We start from the raw sequence: 19,360 nt of genomic DNA on the forward strand, positions 1-19,360 counted from the left end.
GAAAACGTGCGGATCCGAGAGGGACAAAAGTCACGATTGTCGGGTATGTGGGGGCCCTTCACAACGCCGTTCGCCGACCGTATCCGATCATCGACCTTCGGACACGGTCAGTACGGGTTCCTGGCGGTGACGTCGCGGGGGGTGATGCGGAACCCCTGCCAGTGGCTCGGCATGGGATCGGCGTCCTCGTCACGGGGAACGTGGTGGAAGCCGACGTTGACCCACAGGACCGGGTCGGTGAGCCGCTCCCCGTTGGTGTAGCGGTCGACGGACCGGGCGCACCGGGGAGCCGGGTTGACCGTCGCCAGGCGCTCGCAGGAGCGGTAGTCGGTGACGTAGAGATCGGCCCGGGTGAAGGCCTCGTCGGCGGGACCTCGGTACTGGGCGGTGTCGGAGTTGTTGATCTCCCAGGAGACGCGGTGCCCGTCGGCGTTGCGCACCTTCCCGTCGACCACCCGCCACCAGCGCATCGGCCTGCTGACGGCCTTGGCCTCCGTCGCGAACGCCGTCCGCTCGATCTTCCGGCTCGCGGTGCCGGAGCCACCGAAGTCGTACTGCTCCACGACGTCGTCCGCCCGGCCCGCCACGTCGAAGTCCAGGCGCCAGAAGATGTTGTGGGTGTGGCTCGCCTCGAACCCCCGGGCGCCCACCCCGATGGGCCAGCCGTGCTCGGGCGTGGTGGTGAACCCGGCGAGCGACCCCGTGGCCCCCACGCGCGGGGTGATCGCGCCGTCGTCGGAGAAGGCCCACTCGGCCAGGTAGGTGTACCAGCCGACCTGGAAGGCGGCGAACACCACCAGGTCACGCCCCTGGGCCGTCACGTTCAGCCGGTCGGGGAGCGCCTTCAGGTGCGCGTGGCCGCGAGCCCTGGTCGTCACGCAGACGAACTGCTCGCGGCGCTCGCCGAGCGGGCAGTCCGCGGCCCGCAGCGGGACGGCGGTGTAGCCCAGCGACCCGATGTCGTGGTAGCGGGGCCGTCCCCTGTCGTACGGCACGTGGATCTGGGCGAGCGAGGTGCTGCGCAGCACGGTGGTCGGCCGCTGGCCCCTCGGCGTGTAGACGATCCTGGTCAGGGTCAGGCCCTCGACGTTGCGCATCTCCCAGCAGAGCTGCCAGCGCGCCCCGTTGGGCAGGGTCTTGTCGACGCGGTACGGGGCGTTGCAGGGAGCCGCCGGAGGCCGCGCGGCGGTCTCCGGCGCGCCGCTCGGCGCGGACGACGCGGTCGGCCGCGGTAGCGGAGGTATCGGCGCGGCGAGCCCTCCGGCGAGCAGGACGCAGGACAGGGTGAGGCGGAGGAACACGGGTTACCACTCCAGGGTGTGGATCTTCTTGGCGGACAGGTCGACGACCATCCGGCTGGTGTCCAGCCAGGTGCCGTCGGGCAGCCGGACGAACAGCCGCAGGCACCGGTGGACCTCGCACTCCACGGCGGGCCCGCTCTCGCCGGACGGGGTGAAGATCAACCCGCGCAGCCCCAGCTCCGCCGCCGACCTCAGCTGCCCGCCCCCGGCCTTGGCGTACGCGGCGCGCACGGTCTTGCCGTATCCCGGGTGGGACAGCAGGAGCCCGGCGGCCGTCGTCTCCTCCTCCTTCGACGGCGGTGGCTGCACCCCCCGCGCCACGGTCTCCCGTACGACCTCGCCCCGGCCGAGGTCGACGGTCCGCACGATGAGCCTGTCGCCGCCGTAGTCGTAGAGGTACGCGTCGGCGCGCCTGCTGCCGGGGGAGGAGTCCTTGTCGTCGTCGCGCTCCACGTAGAGGAGCTTGATCCGCCCGGCGGCCAGGTGTGACCTGGAGCCCGCCGACGCGATCGTGGTGGCCTGGGCGACCTCCTGGCCGGTCAGCGGGTCCTCCAGCGCGGGGACCCGCTGGGTGGACCTCGCGGCCTGCGACCCCTGCTCGCCGGAGACGAACAGCGCCGCCCCGGCGACGACGGCCACCCCCGCCCCCGTGACCGCCATCATCATCAGTCTTCGCCCCATGAACGCCCTCTTTACTCACCGTTGACTATTCCTTGCGAAGAGTAGCGATCGGTGAGTGTCCCGGCGGGTCCAAAGGCGTATTGCACTTTTGGTTGATTTCATCCCTGTTTGGGGCTTTTGTCATAAATTTTGAGGCATGAAAAGGGCTTTCCCGGGGCGCTCGACGCTTTTTCGTCCGGGCCCTTCCGGTCCGCGGTGCCGTGAGGGCGTGACGGCCGGATCCGCGTCTCGCGGCGACGGGTTTTCCCTCGGTTTCCCTTGCGTAATTCGGATAGGTTGCACCGTTAGTTCGGTTCTTGACGGATATGAGCCCTCTAGTGAAGATTCTTGCCGATAGCGCACTTTTTTCCAGGTGACCACTACCTGAGACGTGCGCCAACTGGAGGAATCTTTCATGAGGAGCCCCCTCACCGGCAGGAGAGTCGGCCGTGCCGCGGCCATACTCGCCCTGCCCCTCGCCCTCAGCCTCAGCTCGATGCCCGTCCTCGCCGATCCGGCCCCGCCGGTCAGCGAGGTCGCCCCCGACAGGCAGTCCAGCACCGAGCAGAACGGTGTGGCACTGCTGCGCGTCATCGTCCCCGACCAGGCGGCCGTCGACCGGCTCAACTCCCTGGACGTCGACCTCGCGGAGTACAAGAAGTCCGTCGAAGGCGGCCTCGAGGTCCACGCCGTACTGAGCCCCCCGGAGGCCCAGAGACTGCGTGACCTCGGCTTCGACGTACGCGGCGCCATCTCCGACCAGAGCGACGTCGCCCAGAACAGGGCGGAGCGGCGGGAGGCACTCGCCGAGGCCCAGGCCGCGGAGGCGGAAGTCGACAAACTGACCCCGCTCCGCGCCGAGTGGTTCACCTCCACCGACGACCAGCTCTTCCTGTCGGTGGAGGTGAAGTCGAGCGCCGTCGACGCGGAGACCGTGCTCACCGCCACCTGGGACAGCGGCAAGAAGACGCCCCCCGACTCGGGCGGCACCACGACGATGTCGCGCTTCACCGACGCCGGCCAGTACATGTACCACCGGTTCAGCTCGCCGCTCTCCCTCACCGCGATCCCCACCAAGGTCACGATCACGAGCAACCGCGGCGGCTCGGTCACGGTCCCGGTGACCAAGTGGCTGGGATCCCCGCGCAAGGCGCCGAGCCCGCACTACGTCGCGGACTTCGTCGACCGCTACATGGACCCCACCGAGCTCACCGACAGGATCACCGCGCTGGCCGCGGAGTTCCCGAAGATCAGCCAGATCGTGAACCTGCCCCACAAGACGAACGGCTACCGCCGGGCGGCGCAGGCGCAGTTCGGCACGGCCACGGCGAGCACGTTCTACGTGAGCTCGAAGGCGTACGGGCACGAGGGCGGCAACGACATCAGCCTCGCCCTGGTGAAGCCCGAGACCGCCTCCAGCCCGCTGGGCGTCTCCGTGAGCGGCAAGGACGTCGTGGTCAACCTCGGCACGGACGCGTCCTCCGCGATCAGCAGCACCGCGATCCAGGTGGTCGAGGCGCTCAACGGCAACACCGCGTCGTCGGCACTGCTGGGCGCGGCCACCTACCGGGGCAACGCCGGTACCGGCCTGGTCGACGCGGCGGCGGCGACGAAGCTGACCGACAACCTGAAGGCGCCGGCGACCGTCTCGCGCGACCCGTTCCAGACGAAGGCGCTGCGCATCGGCAAGAAGCGCGACGGGTCGAAGACCGGCGTGTTCCTCTACTGCCAGGAGCACGCCCGCGAGTGGGTGACCCCGCTGGTCTGCCTGGAGACCGCCGAGCGGCTCCTGCGCAACTACGCCCGCGACAACCGGACCAAGAAGCTCGTCGACGACCTCGACATCTTCATCCTGCCCACGTCCAACCCCGACGGCGCGCACTACAGCATGTACGACTACAACATGCAGCGCCGCAACCTGACCAACCACTGCCCGGCCAACGCGGCGGACCCGGCGCGGCGCAACTCCTGGGGCGTGGACCTGAACCGCAACTTCTCGGTCGGTTCCGTCTTCGACGGCTACAGCGGCGCCTCGACCACCTGCACCAGCGACACCTTCGCAGGCCCGGCCGAGCTGTCGGAGCCGGAGGCGCGCAACGAGGTCTGGCTCACCACCCAGTACCCGAACATCAAGTTCGCGATGAACACGCACTCCTACGGCGGCTACTTCATGTGGCCTCCGGGCGCGTACAAGGCCGCCGGTCGCGAGCTGCTGCCGCGCGTCGACTACGGCACGGAGAACTTCTTCTGGGACGCCTCCGACCACATCCTCTCCGCGGTCCAGTCGTGGCGCGGCACGGGGATCTGGCCGGGCCGCACCGGCCCGGTGCCCGACGTGCTGTACTCCGCGGCCGGTAACAGCGCCGACGAGCACTGGTTCAGCCGGGGCATCATCGGCTGGGACTTCGAGGTCGGCGCGGACGTCTACGACCCGGCGACCAAGCAGTTCCGGGCGGTCGGCTTCCAGCCGGACTTCGCGGAGGGACACGAGGAGGCGATGGAGTTCGCCAGCGGCCAGATCGGCATCCTGGAGATCGCCCGGTCCTTCGCCGACGACGGGGACGGTCCCCGGTCGGAGCTGAAGAGGACCGGCTGGACCACCACCTCCTCCACGTTCACCTTCGCGACCGACGAGCCCGCCAACGTGTACTACACGCTGGACGGCAGCCGCCCGACGCTGAGCTCCACCAAGCTCGCCGCCGCGGGGATGCGCGAGGGCGCGCAGCAGATCACGGTCACCAAGAACACCGAGGTGCGCTGGTTCGCCGTCGACATCGCCGGAAACGTGGAGAACGGCTACCGGCCGGACGGCCACGGCAACAACTACCGCAAGGAGAAGGTGAAGATCACCAAGACTCCCTGATCCTCACCTGCGAGTTCGTGAGTCTGCGAGTCCGTACGTTCGCGAGTCTGTACGTTCGCGAGTTCGTACGTTCGCGAGTCCGTGAGTTCGTACGTCCGTATGTTCGCGCGACCGCCGGTCCATCGACCGGCGGTCGCCGCTCACGGTGAGGGCACCGGCCCCCACCGCGGGACCCGCCCGTCACCTTCCCGCTTGCCCGCCTGCTGGTCCGGGAGCACCTCACCCGTCCGCTCGAAGTACGTCCGGCAGGAGGTCCCACTCCTCCCAGGAGATTCCCCTGCCCGGCCAGCGCACCGAGGTGTACGGCCACGCCTCGTCCAGCCAGGCGCGGACCACCGGCTCCAGCTCCTCCTCCAGGCCCGTGCCCTCCTCGTCGGCCCGTACCCAGAACGAGACGTCGGCGTCGGCCCCCCGCTTCTCCGGGGGATCGACGTAGACGCACCCGAGCAGGCGGGACCCGTCGGGACTCATGACCGCGTAGTTGAACGACCTGCGTAGCTGGGCCTCCTTCTGGTGCCAGGCCAGGTCGATCAGGTTCTCCTCCAGCGTCATGGCGTCGTGCGGCCAGCCGCCCCACAGCGGGAAGCGCTTCCGCAGCGGGGCCGCGCTGCTCATCACGGCGTCGAAGTCGCGCACCGCGTCGTGAATCGTGATGGGCCGGATGTGGAACCTCTCGTGCTTCACGCCCGCGGGAATCTCGTGGGTTCTCGGTAGGAACGGCATGCGGGCCATCCTGGCACGCCCGCCTTGGCACCCGCTGAACGCCCGCTTGCTCGGACGCCGCCTCGATCCGAGGGGGTGTCGGCCCCGCGGTGGTCACAGCCACACGGCCACGCGGAACGCCCGGCATGGTCACTGGGCGACGTCGACGTCGATCGTCATCTCCTCGTCGCCCGGTGTGCCGGAGATCTCGATGGTCACCCCCGTCCATCCGCCCCCGGGCAGGTTCAGCGCCGGTGAGGTGTCCCTGCCGATGCGCGCGTTGCCCTGGGAGGGGTAGAGGTCGTCGGCGTCGCCCCGGTTGCCCAGGCTGCCCGGCCTGGCGAGCTGGCGACGGCCGTCGGCCTGCATCAGCTCGATCGCCAGGCGCCGTTCGTCGTCGACACTGGGAACGGCCTCGTCCACGACGTAGACCGCGACGCCCTGGTCGGGCAGGAACTCGTCCTGACCCCGCTGGCGGCGGTACTCGACGACGACGTACTGCGTGTCCTTCATCGTCCGGTCGTTGTGGACGACGACGAAGTCACCGCCCTCGGCCGCGGGCCGGAGCGTGATGCCGTGGGTGGTCTCGGTGACCAGGCGCGGGGTGACCCAGTCGTGGAACATGCGCAGCATGCCGGTCGGGAAGACGGGCGTGACGCCGTTGTCGCCCCACGATCCCGCCGCCATCAGGCAGAAGTTGCCCAGCCCGTGGGACTTGGCGCCGGTCTGCGCCCGGTCGGTGTCGTAGTAGTCGGCCCAGCGCGCCGCCAGGTGCCCCCACTCGTGGGCGCAGACGCCGACGTTGCAGTTCTCGGGCACGGTGAGGAAGGTGCTCACCTGCAGCCCGGGCCCGACCGTGACCGGCTGGTCGCCGACGGTCCACTTCAGGCTCCAGATGAACCGCAGCCCGGCGGCGTCGGAGAAGGTCTCGGCGCCCGGACCCGCGTGCACGACGAACAGCGCGGTGACCCGGTTCTCGTCGAGCACGTCGTAGGAGGGGTCGAAGTCGACACCCGCCTCCAGGGCGGCGAGTACGGCGTCGCGCGCCATGCCCTGGGCGTTGCGCGGGAAGTTCAGCTCGTCCATCCCCGACTTGTCGTTGGCGTAGAAGGCCAGCGTCCGCGGCAGCCGGAACCAGCCGAACACCTCGCCCCGCACGTCGATGCCCCGCGTGTCGGGGCCGGGTCCGAAGCCGCTGACCTTCCGGTAGAAGTCGCGCATGCTGCCCGGCTGGGTGCCGAACAGCAGCCGCTCGAAGTGCTCCGCGTCGTGAGCCGGATCGTGCGGCCGGTCGTCGAAGTCGACCAGCAGCACCAGGGTCCTGATGACACCCTTGAGCTTCTTGGGCGGCCGGTTGATCAGACTCGCGTCGGGGGCGTGCGGGATGACGGTGCCGTCGTCCAGACCCGTCGCGCGCGGTCCGCGCCGCTCGGAGCGCCACACCGCGTAGTAGTCCTCGAACGTCAGGTGCTCGGGCAGGATCCCGGCGGTTCTCAGCTCGTGGAAGCGGGCTTCGAGTGTGTCCAGCGCGTCTGGCGCCAGTGGAACGAGGTGCATGATGTCCCCCATCGTCCGTCCTTCCTGTGAAGGTAGGACGGACGGGGATTCATGTCGTGAGTATCCCTACTCAGCCGGTAACCGACTGCCGGTCCCGGAGGGTCAGCCGCAGGTCGAGCCGTTGAGGGTGAACGAGCCCGGGGCGGTGTTGGTGCCGCTGTAGGAGCCGTTGAAGCCGACTCCGGCGGACTGCCCGGGGTTCAGGGTGCCGTTGTAGGAGGCGTTGCGGCCGGTCACGACCTGTCCGGACTGCGACCAGGTGGCACTCCAGCCCTGGGTGACCCGCTGGTTGCCGGGGAAGGTGAATCTCAGCTCCCAGCCGTTGATCGCCGAGGTGCCGGTGTTGGTGACGGACAGGTTGGCGGTGAAGCCGTTGTTCCAGCTGCTGGCGCTGTAGGTGACCCGGCAGGAGGAGGGGCCGGGCGTGGGTGTGGGGGTCGGGGTCGGGGTGGGCGTAGGAGTGGGGGTGGGTGTGGGGCCGGGGGTGTCCAGGCCGAAGAACTGGATCGCGGACTCGGCCATCCCGCTCTGCGGCAGGTTGTGCCCGACCCCCGGCAGGCTGTACGACTCGACCTTGACGGTGCCCGCGGAGTCGGCGTAGCGGCTGCGGTTCCAGCCCGCCCGGGGGGTGTCGGTGGAGGTCGGCGTCTGGCTCAGGCCGTGGACGTTGGTCCACTGCTTGACCGCCTCGCCCAGGTTCGGATACCGCAGGGTGGAGTCCTCGGTGCCGTGCCACAGCTGGACGCGGGGCCGGGCGCCGGTGTATCCGGGATAGGCGGCCCGTACCAGGTTGCCCCACTCCTGGGGGGTTCTGACGATCGTGCCGTTGGCGCACTCGCTGTTCCACCCGGAGGAGCTGGCGAAGCAGCCGAAGGGCACGCCCATGAAGGCCGCCCCGGCCTTGAACACGTCCGGATACAGGCCCAGCAGGACCTCGGTCATCATCGCGCCGGAGGAGGCGCCGGTCACGTAGACCCGCGACGGGTCCGCGTTGTGGCGCTGCTGGGCGTAGGTCACCATGGACATGAGCCCGACCGGGTCGCTCCCGCCGCCGCGCCTGAGCGCCTCGGGGGAGGAGACGTCGAAACAACTCCCGCTGCGGGTGGCCGACGGGTAGATCACGATGAACCCGTACTGGTCGGCCAGCGAGGCGAACTGCGTGCCGGAGTGGAAGGCCGGGCCGGAACCGGTGCAGTAGTGCACCGCCAGCAGGACGGCGGGACGGGGCGCCACCCGATCCGGGACGTAGATGTGCATCCTGAGATTGCTGGGATTCGTCCCGAAACCGGTGACCTCCACCAGGGCGGCGGAGGACGCTGAGGACGCTGCCGAGGTTGTCAGCGCCAGGCCGAGCAGGAGGGGAAGGGCCGCGCACATTACGCGCAGGGCCGTTCTCATCCGACCGCTCCCCGGCCCCGCCCCCGTCCAGGTCCGGCGTGGAACATCGCTGTCGGACATCGTCGATCTCCTCTCGGCTACGGCCGGACGCCGGAGCCCCCTGACCCCGGTGGCCCCGGCGTTCGACACCTCACGCTTGTCGCCGAAAGTTAAATTTATTAGCCGAAATTTTCAATCACCGGAGTGAGAGTACGGGTGCACGTCCGGCGCGCGTCTTCCTCTCCACGGGGTTTCCTCCCAGGTGGGAAACATCTTCGGTGCCGAAAGCGGCGCAGTCGTCCCCGGCGCTCTCCGGTGAAACTTTCCATCCTCCGGGTTCCCTGAAGGCGCGGTCGGTGTCCTCCCGGAGGGGACGGGACAGCGAGGCCATCGGGAACCCGGGGGACGCACGGTCCGCTCCGACGTTGTGTCGGGCCGTCCGACACGCACCGTCCCGGTCACCCGCGCCGGGGCGGCCTGGCGCCGCCGAGGGGCCGCCGGGAGGTCAGCGGTCGCTCCATCTGATCTCGTAGGGCCGGAGGTTGAACTCCCGGCCGTCCACGGTCGTGGTGACCTCCGCCCTGGTGGTGTTGACCATCACCAGCCGCCGGGGCTGCGCGAGCACCTGGACACCGGGATCGGAGGAGGTGACCTCCTCCAGCTCGGCTCCGGCCGGGAACCACGTGGTGAAGTCGCTCACCAGCTTGCCGGTGGGAAGCATGGCCCCGGTCTTCGGGTCCCACATGCACCCCTGGCAGGCGCCCTCCTTGGCCTGCGGATTCCAGTACAGCGCCGTGGCGGCGCCGCTCCTGGCGAACTCGATCATCGAGACGGCCTGGACGGCGAGCCGCATCGGCTCGGGCCACGTGGTCTTGTCCTCGGGGACGAAGTACCACTCCGACCACCAGACCGGCATGTCACCGGTCCTTTCGCGCAGCCAGGTGGTGACCGCGCTGAACTTGCCCAGCGCCCCGAACGCGTCGGGCAGCATCTCGTGGGCGTCGGTCAGCGAGGCGCCGTCGACCACGACGAAGTCGGCGCCCTTCTTGTTCTTGAACCAGTACTCGAAGGCGTCCAGCGCGTTCTGGTTGACGACCCCCCACGGCCCCCGCAGCTCGGACTTGCCCGTCTTGTTGCTGTCGAAGCCGAGGTAGGGCCCGCCGACCATGGCGTCGGGCCTGGCCGCCTTCACCGCGTCGTAGACCTTGTTGTAGAGCGTGGTGTACCCCTTGAAGTCCGCGGGCTTGGAGTGGTCCTTCCAGAAGCCCTTGAACTCGTTCCAGACCATGAAGTACTTGACGTCGCGGTACTTGGTGGCGACGGCCGCCGACAGCTTGGCGAAGTCGTCGAAGTGCTTGGGGTAGGGGGCGTCCTCCAGGTGCTCGTCCCAGCCCACGTCCGAGGTCGGGCCCTCGGGGCCGCCCTTCATCCAGTCGGGGGCGCAGCAGAGCGTCATGACCTGGGTGCCGCCGGACTTCCTCATGAGGTTCGTCCGGCTGTCGAGGTCCTCCCAGTAGAACTCTCCAGGGCGGGGCTGGGGGTTGAGCGCGCCGAACCCCATGATGTGCTGGTTCTGCAGCATCGGGGTTCCGGCGAGGGCCCCGGCCACGACCTGCTCGAACTCCTGGGTGACGTTGTTGGCGCTCACCCCGGTGTGGGTGAACCCCCAGCGGGGCCACGCGGGGTCGACCGCCGGTGCCTTCTGGATCGCGCTGCCCGGCGCCGCCGGTGAGGCGGCCGCGGACTGCCGTACGACGGGGACCGCCTGGTCGGCGGTGTCGCCGGAGGAACAGCCCGCCGCCACCAGTGCCATCGCGACGACCCCCGCCATCGGGGCGCTCACCCGACCGGGACGCCGCCTCGCGGATCCCCCGCTACCTGATGACACCTGCGCACCCACCCGATCCTCAGCGTTCGCTTTGCGCTGAGCGTTCCACAGGCGGTGTAAGAGCGTCGTACAGGAACGCGGTTCACAGGTAAGTGTTACGGCCGACCTGCGAAAACATCCTCCGGTGTTGCGGGGGCCGGTGGGTGTGCGCCGCGACGCGCGGGCCACCCGGCACGACGGCCGTCCGGTCGGCGGGTACGGGGGCGCCGGGTCACCCAAGGGACTTGGAGCGCATTATGTGGCCTTTCGCACACTCAACCCTTGTGTGGATTTATACGCATAACACCGGCGGCTGACTCCCTAGGGTCTGCGGTGTCCGAAAAGAGTGACACGGCGGAATCAAGGTGGAGATCAATATGAGTGCTTTCGAACAGGCCGGTGGCGGGCGTACCTCCTGGCGGCGTGTGATAGGCCGCGCGGCGGTGGGCGCGGCGACGGTGGCACTGGCCGCCGGTGCGCTGGCGGTACCCGCCGGGGCGGCGACCGCCACCACCGGCGAGGCGACCGTCCAGGCCGTTCAGGTGGTCCAGGCCGTTCAGACTGTTCAGGCCAAGAAGTACTACTTCGCCGCCGGGCTCCTGGGCAGGAACGAGGTGCCGGAACCGGGCAAGAAGGTCAACGACCGGGACGGCATCGCGGTCGCGAAGTTCCGCATCCACGGGAACCGCTTCTACTACTTCGTCCAGTGGAAGAGGACCGCCAAGCCCAGCGCCTTCCACATCCACAAGGGCAAGGCGGGCACGAACGGCCCCGTCGTCATCGACCTGCTGTCCAACGGCAGGATCCGCGGCAACACGAGCTTCGGCTCCGTCGTCGTCAAGGACTCGGGCCTGCTCAACCGCATCAAGAGCAACCCGAAGGGCTGGTACGCCAACCTGCACACCAAGCAGTTCCCCGACGGCGCCGTCCGCGGCCAGCTCACCAAGGGCAGCCGCTGGTAGCTCCTTCGTCCGGGCGACCGGACGCCGGCCCGCCGGCTTCCGGTCCATGCCCGGAGGTTCGACCCCGCCAACCGGCCTCGAACCACCCCGGCCCCAGACCTCTTTGACGCGCCGTGGCGGTCGCCGATGGACCCAGACGGATATCTACCGGCTGAGCAGCCGAGTCAGTTTGTACACCGAACTGGATGGGTTGGCGGGGACGGCGTAGTCGTCACTCGTACCGCACACCTCGGCGCGTGCCGCCGCCGTCGCGTGGTCGCCGTACGGGAAACCGGCCGGGAGGTTCTTGTCGTGGACGCCGAAATCCTTCAGCTTCCTCCTCAGAGCGGCCTGGTTGATGTGTGGGCGATGGTCCGTGAAGTGCCAGAGCAGCCACACCTCGAAACAGGGGTTGCTGACGGCGACCCTGATGGATCTGCGCCTGGCCTCGGAAAGCGCCGCTCCGAGCGTTTCGTGATCGTCCACATCGACCACGCACCACACGTGTTCGTACTCTTCGCCGGAAGCGGCCTCCGACGAGATGGCGACGGCCTTCTTCACGACCCTCTCCGGATCTCGGCCGATGCCTTTCACGTGCAGCCTGTACACCTCGACACCGGTCGCCCGGAGTGCCTTGGTCAACCCCTCGAAGTACTGGGGTTCCGTATTGGCGCCCTCGGTGACGATGAGGATGCGTGGTTTCTCTTGCTTCGTATTACGGCGTCGTCGTAGGTCGCTTGATCCACGTGAGCGTCGTCCACTCACCGCGCGTCCCGCAGCACGACACCTCGAAGTTCTTCCGGCGAGACCATGGGAACGGCGCCGTATCGGCCCTGAAGGTAGCGTCTCTCGAAGTTGTCGGCCGGTCGCACGGGAAACTCGGCCAGGGAGAACAGTTCCGTCGCACCGTCGGCGGCTTTCTCCGTGAACCAGATCTCGTCCTTCGAGAGGTCGATTCCCGGCATGTTGCCGAGCAGGCTGGTCTCGTGCGACGTGAATATCAGTTGTGCGCCTTTCGCATTCAGCTCGGGATCCTTGAACATCCCTACGAGCGCGGCGGCGAGGCGTGGGTGAAGGCTGGCGTCGAGCTCGTCCACGGTCATGACGTTCCCGTCTCGCAAGGCCAGGAGCGCGGGTACGCCGAGGGCGAGCCACGCGACGGTCCCGCTGCTCTCCTCCTCCAGCGACAGGAGAAACGGCCTTTCCGGGTCCGCTCCTGAATGCGTGAATCTGATCTTTTTCTTCAGCGTGCTGAGAATTCTCTCCACATCGGGATCGGAGCGGGACGGGCCTTCCGAGGCCGCGATACTGTCAAAGGTATTTCTTATGATCTCGATGATGTGCTCATCGAGGTCTTCCTCCTCAAGAACCATGCCGGTGATTCCCAGGTCGGCGAACTTGAGCAGGCCCACCGCCTGGGACAGCACGTTCTCGTTCTCCATGATGTTGCGCGCCCAGGTGATGCGCGCACGGCGATCGGTCTCGGTGTACTCGGCATGTCGTACGCGGCGCGCGATCCAGCGGTGGATGTCACCCAGCACCTTGTGGTTGCTGTTGGCGGCGGTCGAAAGGTAAAGGCCCGTGGGGCGGAGCAGGCGGGCGATGCGCGTGTTCTCTCCGAGAAGCGAGCGCCCGAACTCCATGTCGTCACCATCGGGCCCGTTGCGCTCGAAGAGCATCCGCTTTCGCCCGGTCGGGTAACTGTAGAGCCATTCCCGGTGGATGCCCGCCGCCGACGACTCGAAGCCGTAGGTGAAGCGCACTCCGTTGAGAACGAGGTCGAGCTCGTACTGGGAGGTCTGCCTCCTGGAGTCGGCGTTCAAGGTGAAGGGCTGGTAGGGAAAACGGTCCCTGCTGCCCCAGGCCGTCGCGGAGTAGGTGACGGCTGTCGTCATGAACCCCAGCGCTTCGAGAAGCGTCGACTTTCCGGAGGCGTTCGCGCCGTATATCCCCGCCACGCGAGTCGTCGCCGCGATCCAGTCCTGATCGGCGGGTCTGGCGCCGCTGAAGCCGCTGCTGACCAGCGACAGCTCGGCGGTGTCGCGGATGCTGCGATGGTTCGTCACCCGGAATCGTAGGAGCATCAGATGTCCTTCCAGCCTCCTACGTACACTTTCAGGTCCACCAGAGGCAATCTTGAGCATTTCCAGCGTTGAAACTGTGTCCTGCCTGCAGTTATACATCGTGTCGCCGACGCTGTCCACGAAGATCGTTGAGGTTCTGGGTGGCGGCGAGGACGCTCTCGGTGGAATGAGAGGGAATGAGAGAAGGGCCACCGGCGGGTCCACGATTTTGCCGGGTGGTCGGGGATGGTGGACCAACCGGACCCCTGGGAGCGACCGTCAAGGTCTGTGGATCAGGATCTCTTTCCAGGCAGCCGTCGGGCGGGGTGTCTCGCGGGGCCGTGGTTTCGGGGGAAGGCGAGACGAGGCGGGGACCCTGTGAAACCCGGCGGGACACCTGGCAAGCGCCGTTTCAGCTGTAGACGTGCTCCAGGTCGGCGTCCGGGGCGTGCATCAGGGGGCCGTAGTGCTCGGCGAACAGTTTGGCGACCAGCTCGCCCCGGCTGGTGATGCCGAACTTGGTGAAGATCGCCTTGAGGTGGTGGCGCACCGTGTGGGCGGACAGGTGCAGTTCCGTGGCGATGTCGGCGGTCGACAGGCCGCGTGCGACGCACTGGGTGATCTGCTGCTCGCGCGGGGTCAGGCAGTACGCCTCGACGATGATCGGGGCGATCTGCGCGGAGTTCGCCGGTTCGAGGACCACCGCCACCGGACCGGGCTCACCGCCGGGGGTACGCAGGCACGAGGCGTGCACCACGAGCCAGCGGCCCGAACCGCCCCGCAGCCGGGCGGCGGCCGGGCCGGGGTCGCGACCGGCCGCGACCGATCGGGCGCGGGCCACGACCGACTGCACGGTGGCCATCGGCAGCGGGGTCTGCGGACGGTCCCAGTGGGGCCCTGTGAGCTCGTCCAGCCACCGTTCGGCGTGGACGTCCAGTGAGATGATCCGCCCGGACTCGTCGAACAGCGCCGTGCCGGGCGCCTCGGCGGTGACCGGCGGCTCGCCTCCGGTCGTCGCGATGGCGAGCTCGGCCAGCCCGAGGGCCAGCTCCGGGCCCATCGCGACGACCTGCCTGACATCGCGCTCGGTGAACGGCCGCCTGCCGCTGTCGCGGAACAGATCCACCACACCCCAGGTGCGCTCGCCGATCCGGAACGCCGCGCGCAGGTTGTCGCCGTACCCCTGGGGCCGCATGAACTCGCGGTAGCGGATGCTGCGCTCGGGGCAGCCGCCGGTGGCCAGGCCCAGGGTGCCACCGCCGCCACGGCTGCGCGCGACGTCGCGGAACAGCAGGACGTCCTCGGTGCCGTACTCCCGGCGCCAGTAGCCCTCGCAGTGATCGGGCTCGATGTTCTCGACCCGGAGCGGTGAGATGGGCAGCATCGTGGTGGGGTCGGTGCCGAACCACGCCGCCGCGTCGAAGGGCATCACCCGCCGCAGGCGCTCCGACGCCGAGGCGAACAGCTCACCGCCGCGACCCGCCGCACCGGATTCGCGGCGCTCCCCGGGCCGTTCGGTGGACATCGTCATACGGCGACGGGCCGTTCGGCGGACATCTTCATGCGGCGATGCTTTCACACGGAAGCGACGGCGCGCCTCCCCCGAATGAGGGACCCCGGAGCGCGCGGACCGGCGTTCCGGGGGATGCGCGGGGCGTACGGCCCCGGCCAGGCTGATGGACAACGGGCCACACGGTCATGACGACCGGCGCCCCGGACCGGCACGCCCGTACGGCCTCCCGCCCTCCGCGGAGTCCTCCGCAGAGTCCTCCGCGCGGTCGGGACGGCCGGTGTCCCGGACGCGCCCGCGACGGCGTGCCGGTACGGCCTCCCGTGCCCGATCGGCACGTTCGCGGCGCGGGATCTGTGCTGTAAATCACCTTAAATCCACTCAAAACGGAGAGTTTTTATCATGTCTTCCTCGGCACCCGCGATGGGCCTCGACGAACTCGAAGGCGCTCTCGACGGCACCCTGGTTCACCCCTCCCTGCCCGGCTGGGACGCGGCGCGGGCCGCCTGGCAGCTCGCCGTCGACCAGCGGCCCCTCGCCGTCGTGATGGCGGCCTCCGCGCGCGACGTCGTGGCCACCGTCGAGACGGCGGCCAGGCTCGGCCTGCGGGTCGCCCCGCAGGCGACCGGGCACAACGCCGCCCCCCTCGGACCGCTCGACAGGACGATCCTGTTGCGTACGTCGGCGATGCGAGGGGTCGAGATCGACGCCGAGCGCATGGTCGCCAGGGTCGAGGCCGGCGCGCTGTGGGCGGACGTCACCGCGGCGGCGGCCCCCCACGGCCTGACCGGGCTGGCCGGCTCGGCCCCGGACGTCGGGGTCGTCGGGTACACCCTCGGCGGCGGGCTGTCGTGGTTCGCCCGCTCGTACGGCCTGGCGGCCAACCACGTGCTGTCGGCGGACATCGTCACCGCCGACGGCGAGCCGCGCACGATCGACGCGACGCGCGACGCCGCCCTGTTCTGGGCCATCCGTGGCGGCGGGGGCAGCTTCGGCGTGGTCACCGCCCTGGAGTTCCGGCTGTTCCCGATCACCGAGGTCCACGCGGGCATGTTGCTGTGGCCGATCGAGCGCGCCGCCGACGTCCTGGGCGCCTGGTGGGAGTGGGCCGGGTCGGTGCCGGAGACGGTGACCTCGCTGGGCAGGCTGCTGCGGCTCCCCCCGATCCCGCAGATCCCCGAGCCGCTTCGCGGGCGCTCCTTCGTCGCCGTCGAGGCGGCGTGCCTGCTGGACCCCGCCACGGCCGATCTCCTGCTCGCCCCGCTGCGCGCGCTCGGCCCCGAGATGGACACCGTCCGCCCGACCCCGGTCACCGAGCTCGGCGCGCTGCACATGGACCCGCAGGAACCGACCCCGGTCACCGGCGACGGTCTCCAGCTGGCGGGGTTCCCGCCCGAGGCCCTGGAGGCCCTGCTGCGCGTCGCGGGCCCGGAGGTGGACGTCCCGCTGCTCACCATCGAGCTGCGCCATCTCGGCGGGGCGCTCGCCCCCGGGCGGCCGGGAGGCGGCGCGGTCTCCGGCATGGACGCCGCGATCGCGGTGTTCTCCGGCGGGATCACCCCGGACGCGGGCGCGGCGGCGGCCGTGCACGTCACCCTCGACGCGCTGAGCGCCGCCCTCGCCCCCTGGAGGGCCGAGAGCTCCTACCGCAACTTCACCGAACGCTCCGGGCCGAGGTTCGACGGCCTTGAGACCCACATCAGACTGCAGAGGATCAAGGCCGCCTACGACCCCGCCGACCTGATCCAGGCCAACCACCCCGTCACCCCGGCGGGCTAGCCGCTGCGGGTCCGGCGGCGATAAATCCACAGGGTCACCTTGAGTCATTGTTTGACCACTCTGTGTGCCGACCCGCCTCACGGTGCCCGGCGAAGACCAAGGTTCGTATGTATTTATGTCACACTATCAACCATTTTGATCTAGTTTTTGGCATTAATGGCTATATGTCAGATAGGTGGTGAATTGGGGGGAAGGGGGTCTGGGGACGGGCGGCATGAGCCGCTGGGACAGATGCCCGGCCGGCTCACCCATCCGAAACAGGAGGTCGCCATGAAGAAACAGTTTCTCGTCTCGGGGCTGAGCGTGCTGATGCTGAGCGCGCTTCCCGCCGTCGCGGGGGCGGCGGCCTCCGCCCCCGCCCTGACACCCTCGTCGTCGGTCTCGGGCCACCTGTCGTTCCCCTCGGCGGGCAAGCCGATCGGCCCCGGCTGCTCGATCCTGCCGTCGTCCGGCAAGGGCAGCCTCCGCAGCGCGCTCAAGGAACGGGTCACCACCCTGGTGGCCAACACCCCTCAGCTGTCCACCCTGAACACCGCCCTGAAGGAGACCGGGCTGACCGGCAAGCTCTACCGGGCCAAGGACATCACGATCTTCGCTCCCAGCAACGCCGCCTTCAACCAGCTCCCGTCGGCCACGCTCAAGAGAGTGCTGGGGGACAGGACGCAGCTGACCAAGCTTCTGGCCTACCACGTGGTCCAAGGCGCGAGGACCCCGTCCCAACTGGTCGGCACGCCGCTGAAGACCCTGCAGGGCGGCCAGATCACCGTCAAGGGCTCGGGCCAGAACTACGTCGTCTCCGGCAGGGCCAAGGTGCTCTGCGGTGGCATCCCCACCAGGAACGCCACCGTCTACATCATCGACAAGGTGCTGCTGCCGCACTCGAAGTGAGTCCGGTGGCTCCCCGTCAACGGCCCAGCTGGAACGCCGCCATCGGGATGTGCAGCCAGGTCGGCCGGTTGCGGGACTCGTACACCACCTCGTAGGCGGCCTTGTCGAGCTCCAGGGCGCGCAGCAGGACGGCGTCCTCGGCGCGGAGGCGGCCTCCTCCGGCGGAGTAGCCCGCGAGGAAGGAGGAACGGTTGAGCTCGGCCCACTCGACCGCGCGGGGGCGCAGCTCGTCGGCGTTGGAGTGGTCGGCCAGCAGGTGGCGGGCGGCGTAGTCGAAGGACCGCAGCATCCCGGCCACGTCGCGCAGCGGGGAGGACAGCGCGCGGCGCTCGGCGATGGGCTGGCCCGGCTCGCCCTCGAAGTCGAGGATGATCCAGTCGTTGGTGGTGCGCATCACCTGGCCGAGGTGGTAGTCGCCGTGGACGCGCTGGACGGGCATCTCCCCGGCCACGTCGGAGACCCGCTGGTAGGCCTCCTCGGCGACGTGGGCGTGCTCGCCGAGGCCGGGCACCTCCCGCACCGCGACGGCCAGGCGGCGGTGGAACTCCTCGACCATCCGCTTGACCTCCTGCGACTCGATCACGTCGGTCGGGAAGGCGGCGGCCATCTCCTGGTGGACCGTGGCGGTGGTCACCCCGAGGCGGTAGGCCTCGGAGCTGAAGTCGCCGCCCGCGTCGGAGGCCGACGGTTCGAGGGAGCCGTACAGGTCGCGGACGCTGGCCAGGGCGAGGGCCCAGCCGTCGTTCGCGTTCGACAGGAACGCCTGGGTCATCGCCAGCGTGGTGGTCTCGCCGTCGAGGTCGGTCTCGATCCAGCCGTACGGCTGGGCGATGTGCGTGCCGTCGCGGCGGGCCAGGGCGGTGACGATCTCCAGCTCGGGGTTCACCCCGGCGGTCAGGCGGCGGAACAGCTTGCAGATGTAGGTCTCGCCGTACACCAGGGAGGTGTTGGACTGCTCGGCGCCGAGGACCAGGCTGCGTTTGGAGGTGTCGATCTCCACCCCGTCGAGGTGGCGGAAGCGGAGCGTGCCGAGGTCGCGTCCCTCGGCCATGCCTTCGAGCAGGGCGGCGGTGAGGTCGGCGTCGTAGGCGGCGTCGTAGTAGCCGCCGCCGATGTGGGCCGGTTTGAAGCGGGCCCACTCCGGCGCCTCGCTGCCGAGCAGCAACTGGTAGCGGTCGCGCGCTCCGGACTGGTGAACGGAGATGATCAGGTGGCGCAGGCGTGGTGACAGCTCCACGTCCGAGTCGACGACAAGGTCGTCGATCGGGCGCCCCTTACCGGCGAACCATCGTTGATGGGCGATCCAACCGGTAAGGAGCTCCGTCAACACGGCTTTACGCCTCCTGGGATGCGGGTGGCAGGGTGAACCAGTAGAACCCATGCCCAGGAAGAGTCAAAAGATACGGAAGTTCGCCAATCGGTGGGAAAGGAACTCCGCCCATCGTCTCCACCGGGACGGTTCCCTCGAAACGGCGCAGGTCAAGCTCCACCGGCTGCGGGAACCGCGACAGGTTGTTGACGCACAGCATCCGGTCGTCGCCGAGCTCGCGCACGAAGGCGAGGACGCTCGGGTTGGACGAGTTCAGCTCGGTGAACTCGCCGAGGCCGAAGACCGGGTGACGCTTGCGGATGTCGATCATCCGCTTGGTCCAGTGCAGCAGCGATCCCGCGCTGCGCTGCTGTGCCTCGACGTTGAGCGCCTGGTAGCCGTAGATCGGGTCCATGATGACCGGGAGGTACAGGCGCCCGGGGTCGCAGTCGGAGAATCCCGCGTTGCGGTCGGGGCTCCATTGCATGGGGGTGCGGACGCCGTCGCGGTCGCCGAGCCAGATGTTGTCGCCCATGCCGATCT

General features: G+C 69.1%; 15 protein-coding genes. 4 read left to right on the top strand and 11 right to left on the bottom strand.

Features of this window, described 5'->3' with window-relative positions; translation table 11 throughout:
• Positions 1-107: 107 nt before the first annotated feature.
• Entirely contained in the window at positions 108-1,301 is a 1,194-nt protein-coding gene (locus ACW9TB_RS37315) for a copper amine oxidase (RefSeq protein WP_472752836.1), read from the bottom strand.
• A 3-nt stretch (positions 1,302-1,304) separates the two neighbouring features.
• Positions 1,305-1,982 carry a hypothetical protein gene (locus ACW9TB_RS37320; RefSeq protein WP_472752837.1) on the bottom strand — a complete coding sequence of 226 codons (678 nt, stop codon included), beginning with the start codon at positions 1,980-1,982 and terminating at the stop codon, positions 1,305-1,307.
• A gap of 394 nt (positions 1,983-2,376) precedes the next feature.
• Between ACW9TB_RS37320 and ACW9TB_RS37325 the strand changes: the two genes are divergently transcribed.
• A complete protein-coding gene (locus tag ACW9TB_RS37325) occupies positions 2,377-4,824 on the top strand; it encodes a M14 family zinc carboxypeptidase (RefSeq protein WP_472752838.1) in 2,448 nt (815 codons plus the stop codon).
• A gap of 219 nt (positions 4,825-5,043) precedes the next feature.
• Here the strand turns inward: ACW9TB_RS37325 and ACW9TB_RS37330 are convergent, their stop codons facing one another.
• The 4 genes from ACW9TB_RS37330 to ACW9TB_RS37345 form a co-directional block, all read right to left on the bottom strand.
• Positions 5,044-5,547 (bottom strand): GNAT family N-acetyltransferase, encoded by a 504-nt coding sequence (locus tag ACW9TB_RS37330; protein ID WP_472752839.1) that lies wholly within the window; start codon positions 5,545-5,547, stop codon positions 5,044-5,046.
• Positions 5,548-5,676: 129 nt separating this feature from the next.
• Positions 5,677-7,083 carry a M6 family metalloprotease domain-containing protein gene (locus ACW9TB_RS37335; RefSeq protein ID WP_472752840.1) on the bottom strand — a complete coding sequence of 469 codons (1,407 nt, stop codon included), beginning with the start codon at positions 7,081-7,083 and terminating at the stop codon, positions 5,677-5,679.
• 102 nt (positions 7,084-7,185) lie between these two features.
• Complete coding sequence (locus tag ACW9TB_RS37340; protein WP_472752841.1) at positions 7,186-8,481, bottom strand: extracellular catalytic domain type 1 short-chain-length polyhydroxyalkanoate depolymerase; 1,296 nt, start codon at positions 8,479-8,481, stop codon at positions 7,186-7,188.
• Between the two features lie 484 nt (positions 8,482-8,965).
• Positions 8,966-10,303, bottom strand: a complete 1,338-nt coding sequence (locus ACW9TB_RS37345; protein WP_472752842.1) for a xylan 1,4-beta-xylosidase — start codon at positions 10,301-10,303, stop codon at positions 8,966-8,968.
• Between the two features lie 401 nt (positions 10,304-10,704).
• On the opposite strand from ACW9TB_RS37345, the gene ACW9TB_RS37350 reads away from it, so the two are divergent.
• Positions 10,705-11,289 (top strand): CHRD domain-containing protein, encoded by a 585-nt coding sequence (locus tag ACW9TB_RS37350; protein WP_472752843.1) that lies wholly within the window; start codon positions 10,705-10,707, stop codon positions 11,287-11,289.
• A 144-nt stretch (positions 11,290-11,433) separates the two neighbouring features.
• Here ACW9TB_RS37350 and ACW9TB_RS37355 read toward each other — a convergent pair whose 3' ends face one another.
• The 3 genes from ACW9TB_RS37355 to ACW9TB_RS37365 form a co-directional block, all read right to left on the bottom strand.
• Positions 11,434-12,033 (bottom strand): RloB family protein, encoded by a 600-nt coding sequence (locus tag ACW9TB_RS37355; RefSeq protein WP_472752844.1) that lies wholly within the window; start codon positions 12,031-12,033, stop codon positions 11,434-11,436.
• Entirely contained in the window at positions 12,030-13,472 is a 1,443-nt protein-coding gene (locus tag ACW9TB_RS37360) for an AAA family ATPase (protein WP_472752845.1), read from the bottom strand. The genes ACW9TB_RS37355 and ACW9TB_RS37360 overlap by 4 nt, the downstream gene beginning before the upstream one ends.
• A gap of 271 nt (positions 13,473-13,743) precedes the next feature.
• The gene (locus ACW9TB_RS37365) at positions 13,744-14,862 is read right to left on the bottom strand and encodes a helix-turn-helix transcriptional regulator (RefSeq protein ID WP_472752846.1); all 1,119 of its coding nucleotides are present in this window, start codon (positions 14,860-14,862) and stop codon (positions 13,744-13,746) included.
• Between the two features lie 381 nt (positions 14,863-15,243).
• On the opposite strand from ACW9TB_RS37365, the gene ACW9TB_RS37370 reads away from it, so the two are divergent.
• Positions 15,244-16,620, top strand: a complete 1,377-nt coding sequence (locus ACW9TB_RS37370) for an FAD-binding oxidoreductase (RefSeq protein WP_472752847.1) — start codon at positions 15,244-15,246, stop codon at positions 16,618-16,620.
• Positions 16,621-16,890: 270 nt separating this feature from the next.
• The gene (locus ACW9TB_RS37375) at positions 16,891-17,508 is read left to right on the top strand and encodes a fasciclin domain-containing protein (RefSeq protein WP_472752848.1); all 618 of its coding nucleotides are present in this window, start codon (positions 16,891-16,893) and stop codon (positions 17,506-17,508) included.
• Positions 17,509-17,524: 16 nt separating this feature from the next.
• Here the strand turns inward: ACW9TB_RS37375 and ACW9TB_RS37380 are convergent, their stop codons facing one another.
• Complete coding sequence (locus tag ACW9TB_RS37380) at positions 17,525-18,838, bottom strand: maltokinase N-terminal cap-like domain-containing protein (RefSeq protein WP_472752849.1); 1,314 nt, start codon at positions 18,836-18,838, stop codon at positions 17,525-17,527.
• 4 nt (positions 18,839-18,842) lie between these two features.
• The coding region (locus tag ACW9TB_RS37385) for an alpha-glucosidase C-terminal domain-containing protein (RefSeq protein ID WP_472752850.1) at positions 18,843-19,360 on the bottom strand (518 nt) is incomplete at its 5' end.

It is taken from the genome of Streptosporangium sp. H13245 (assembly GCF_055690525.1).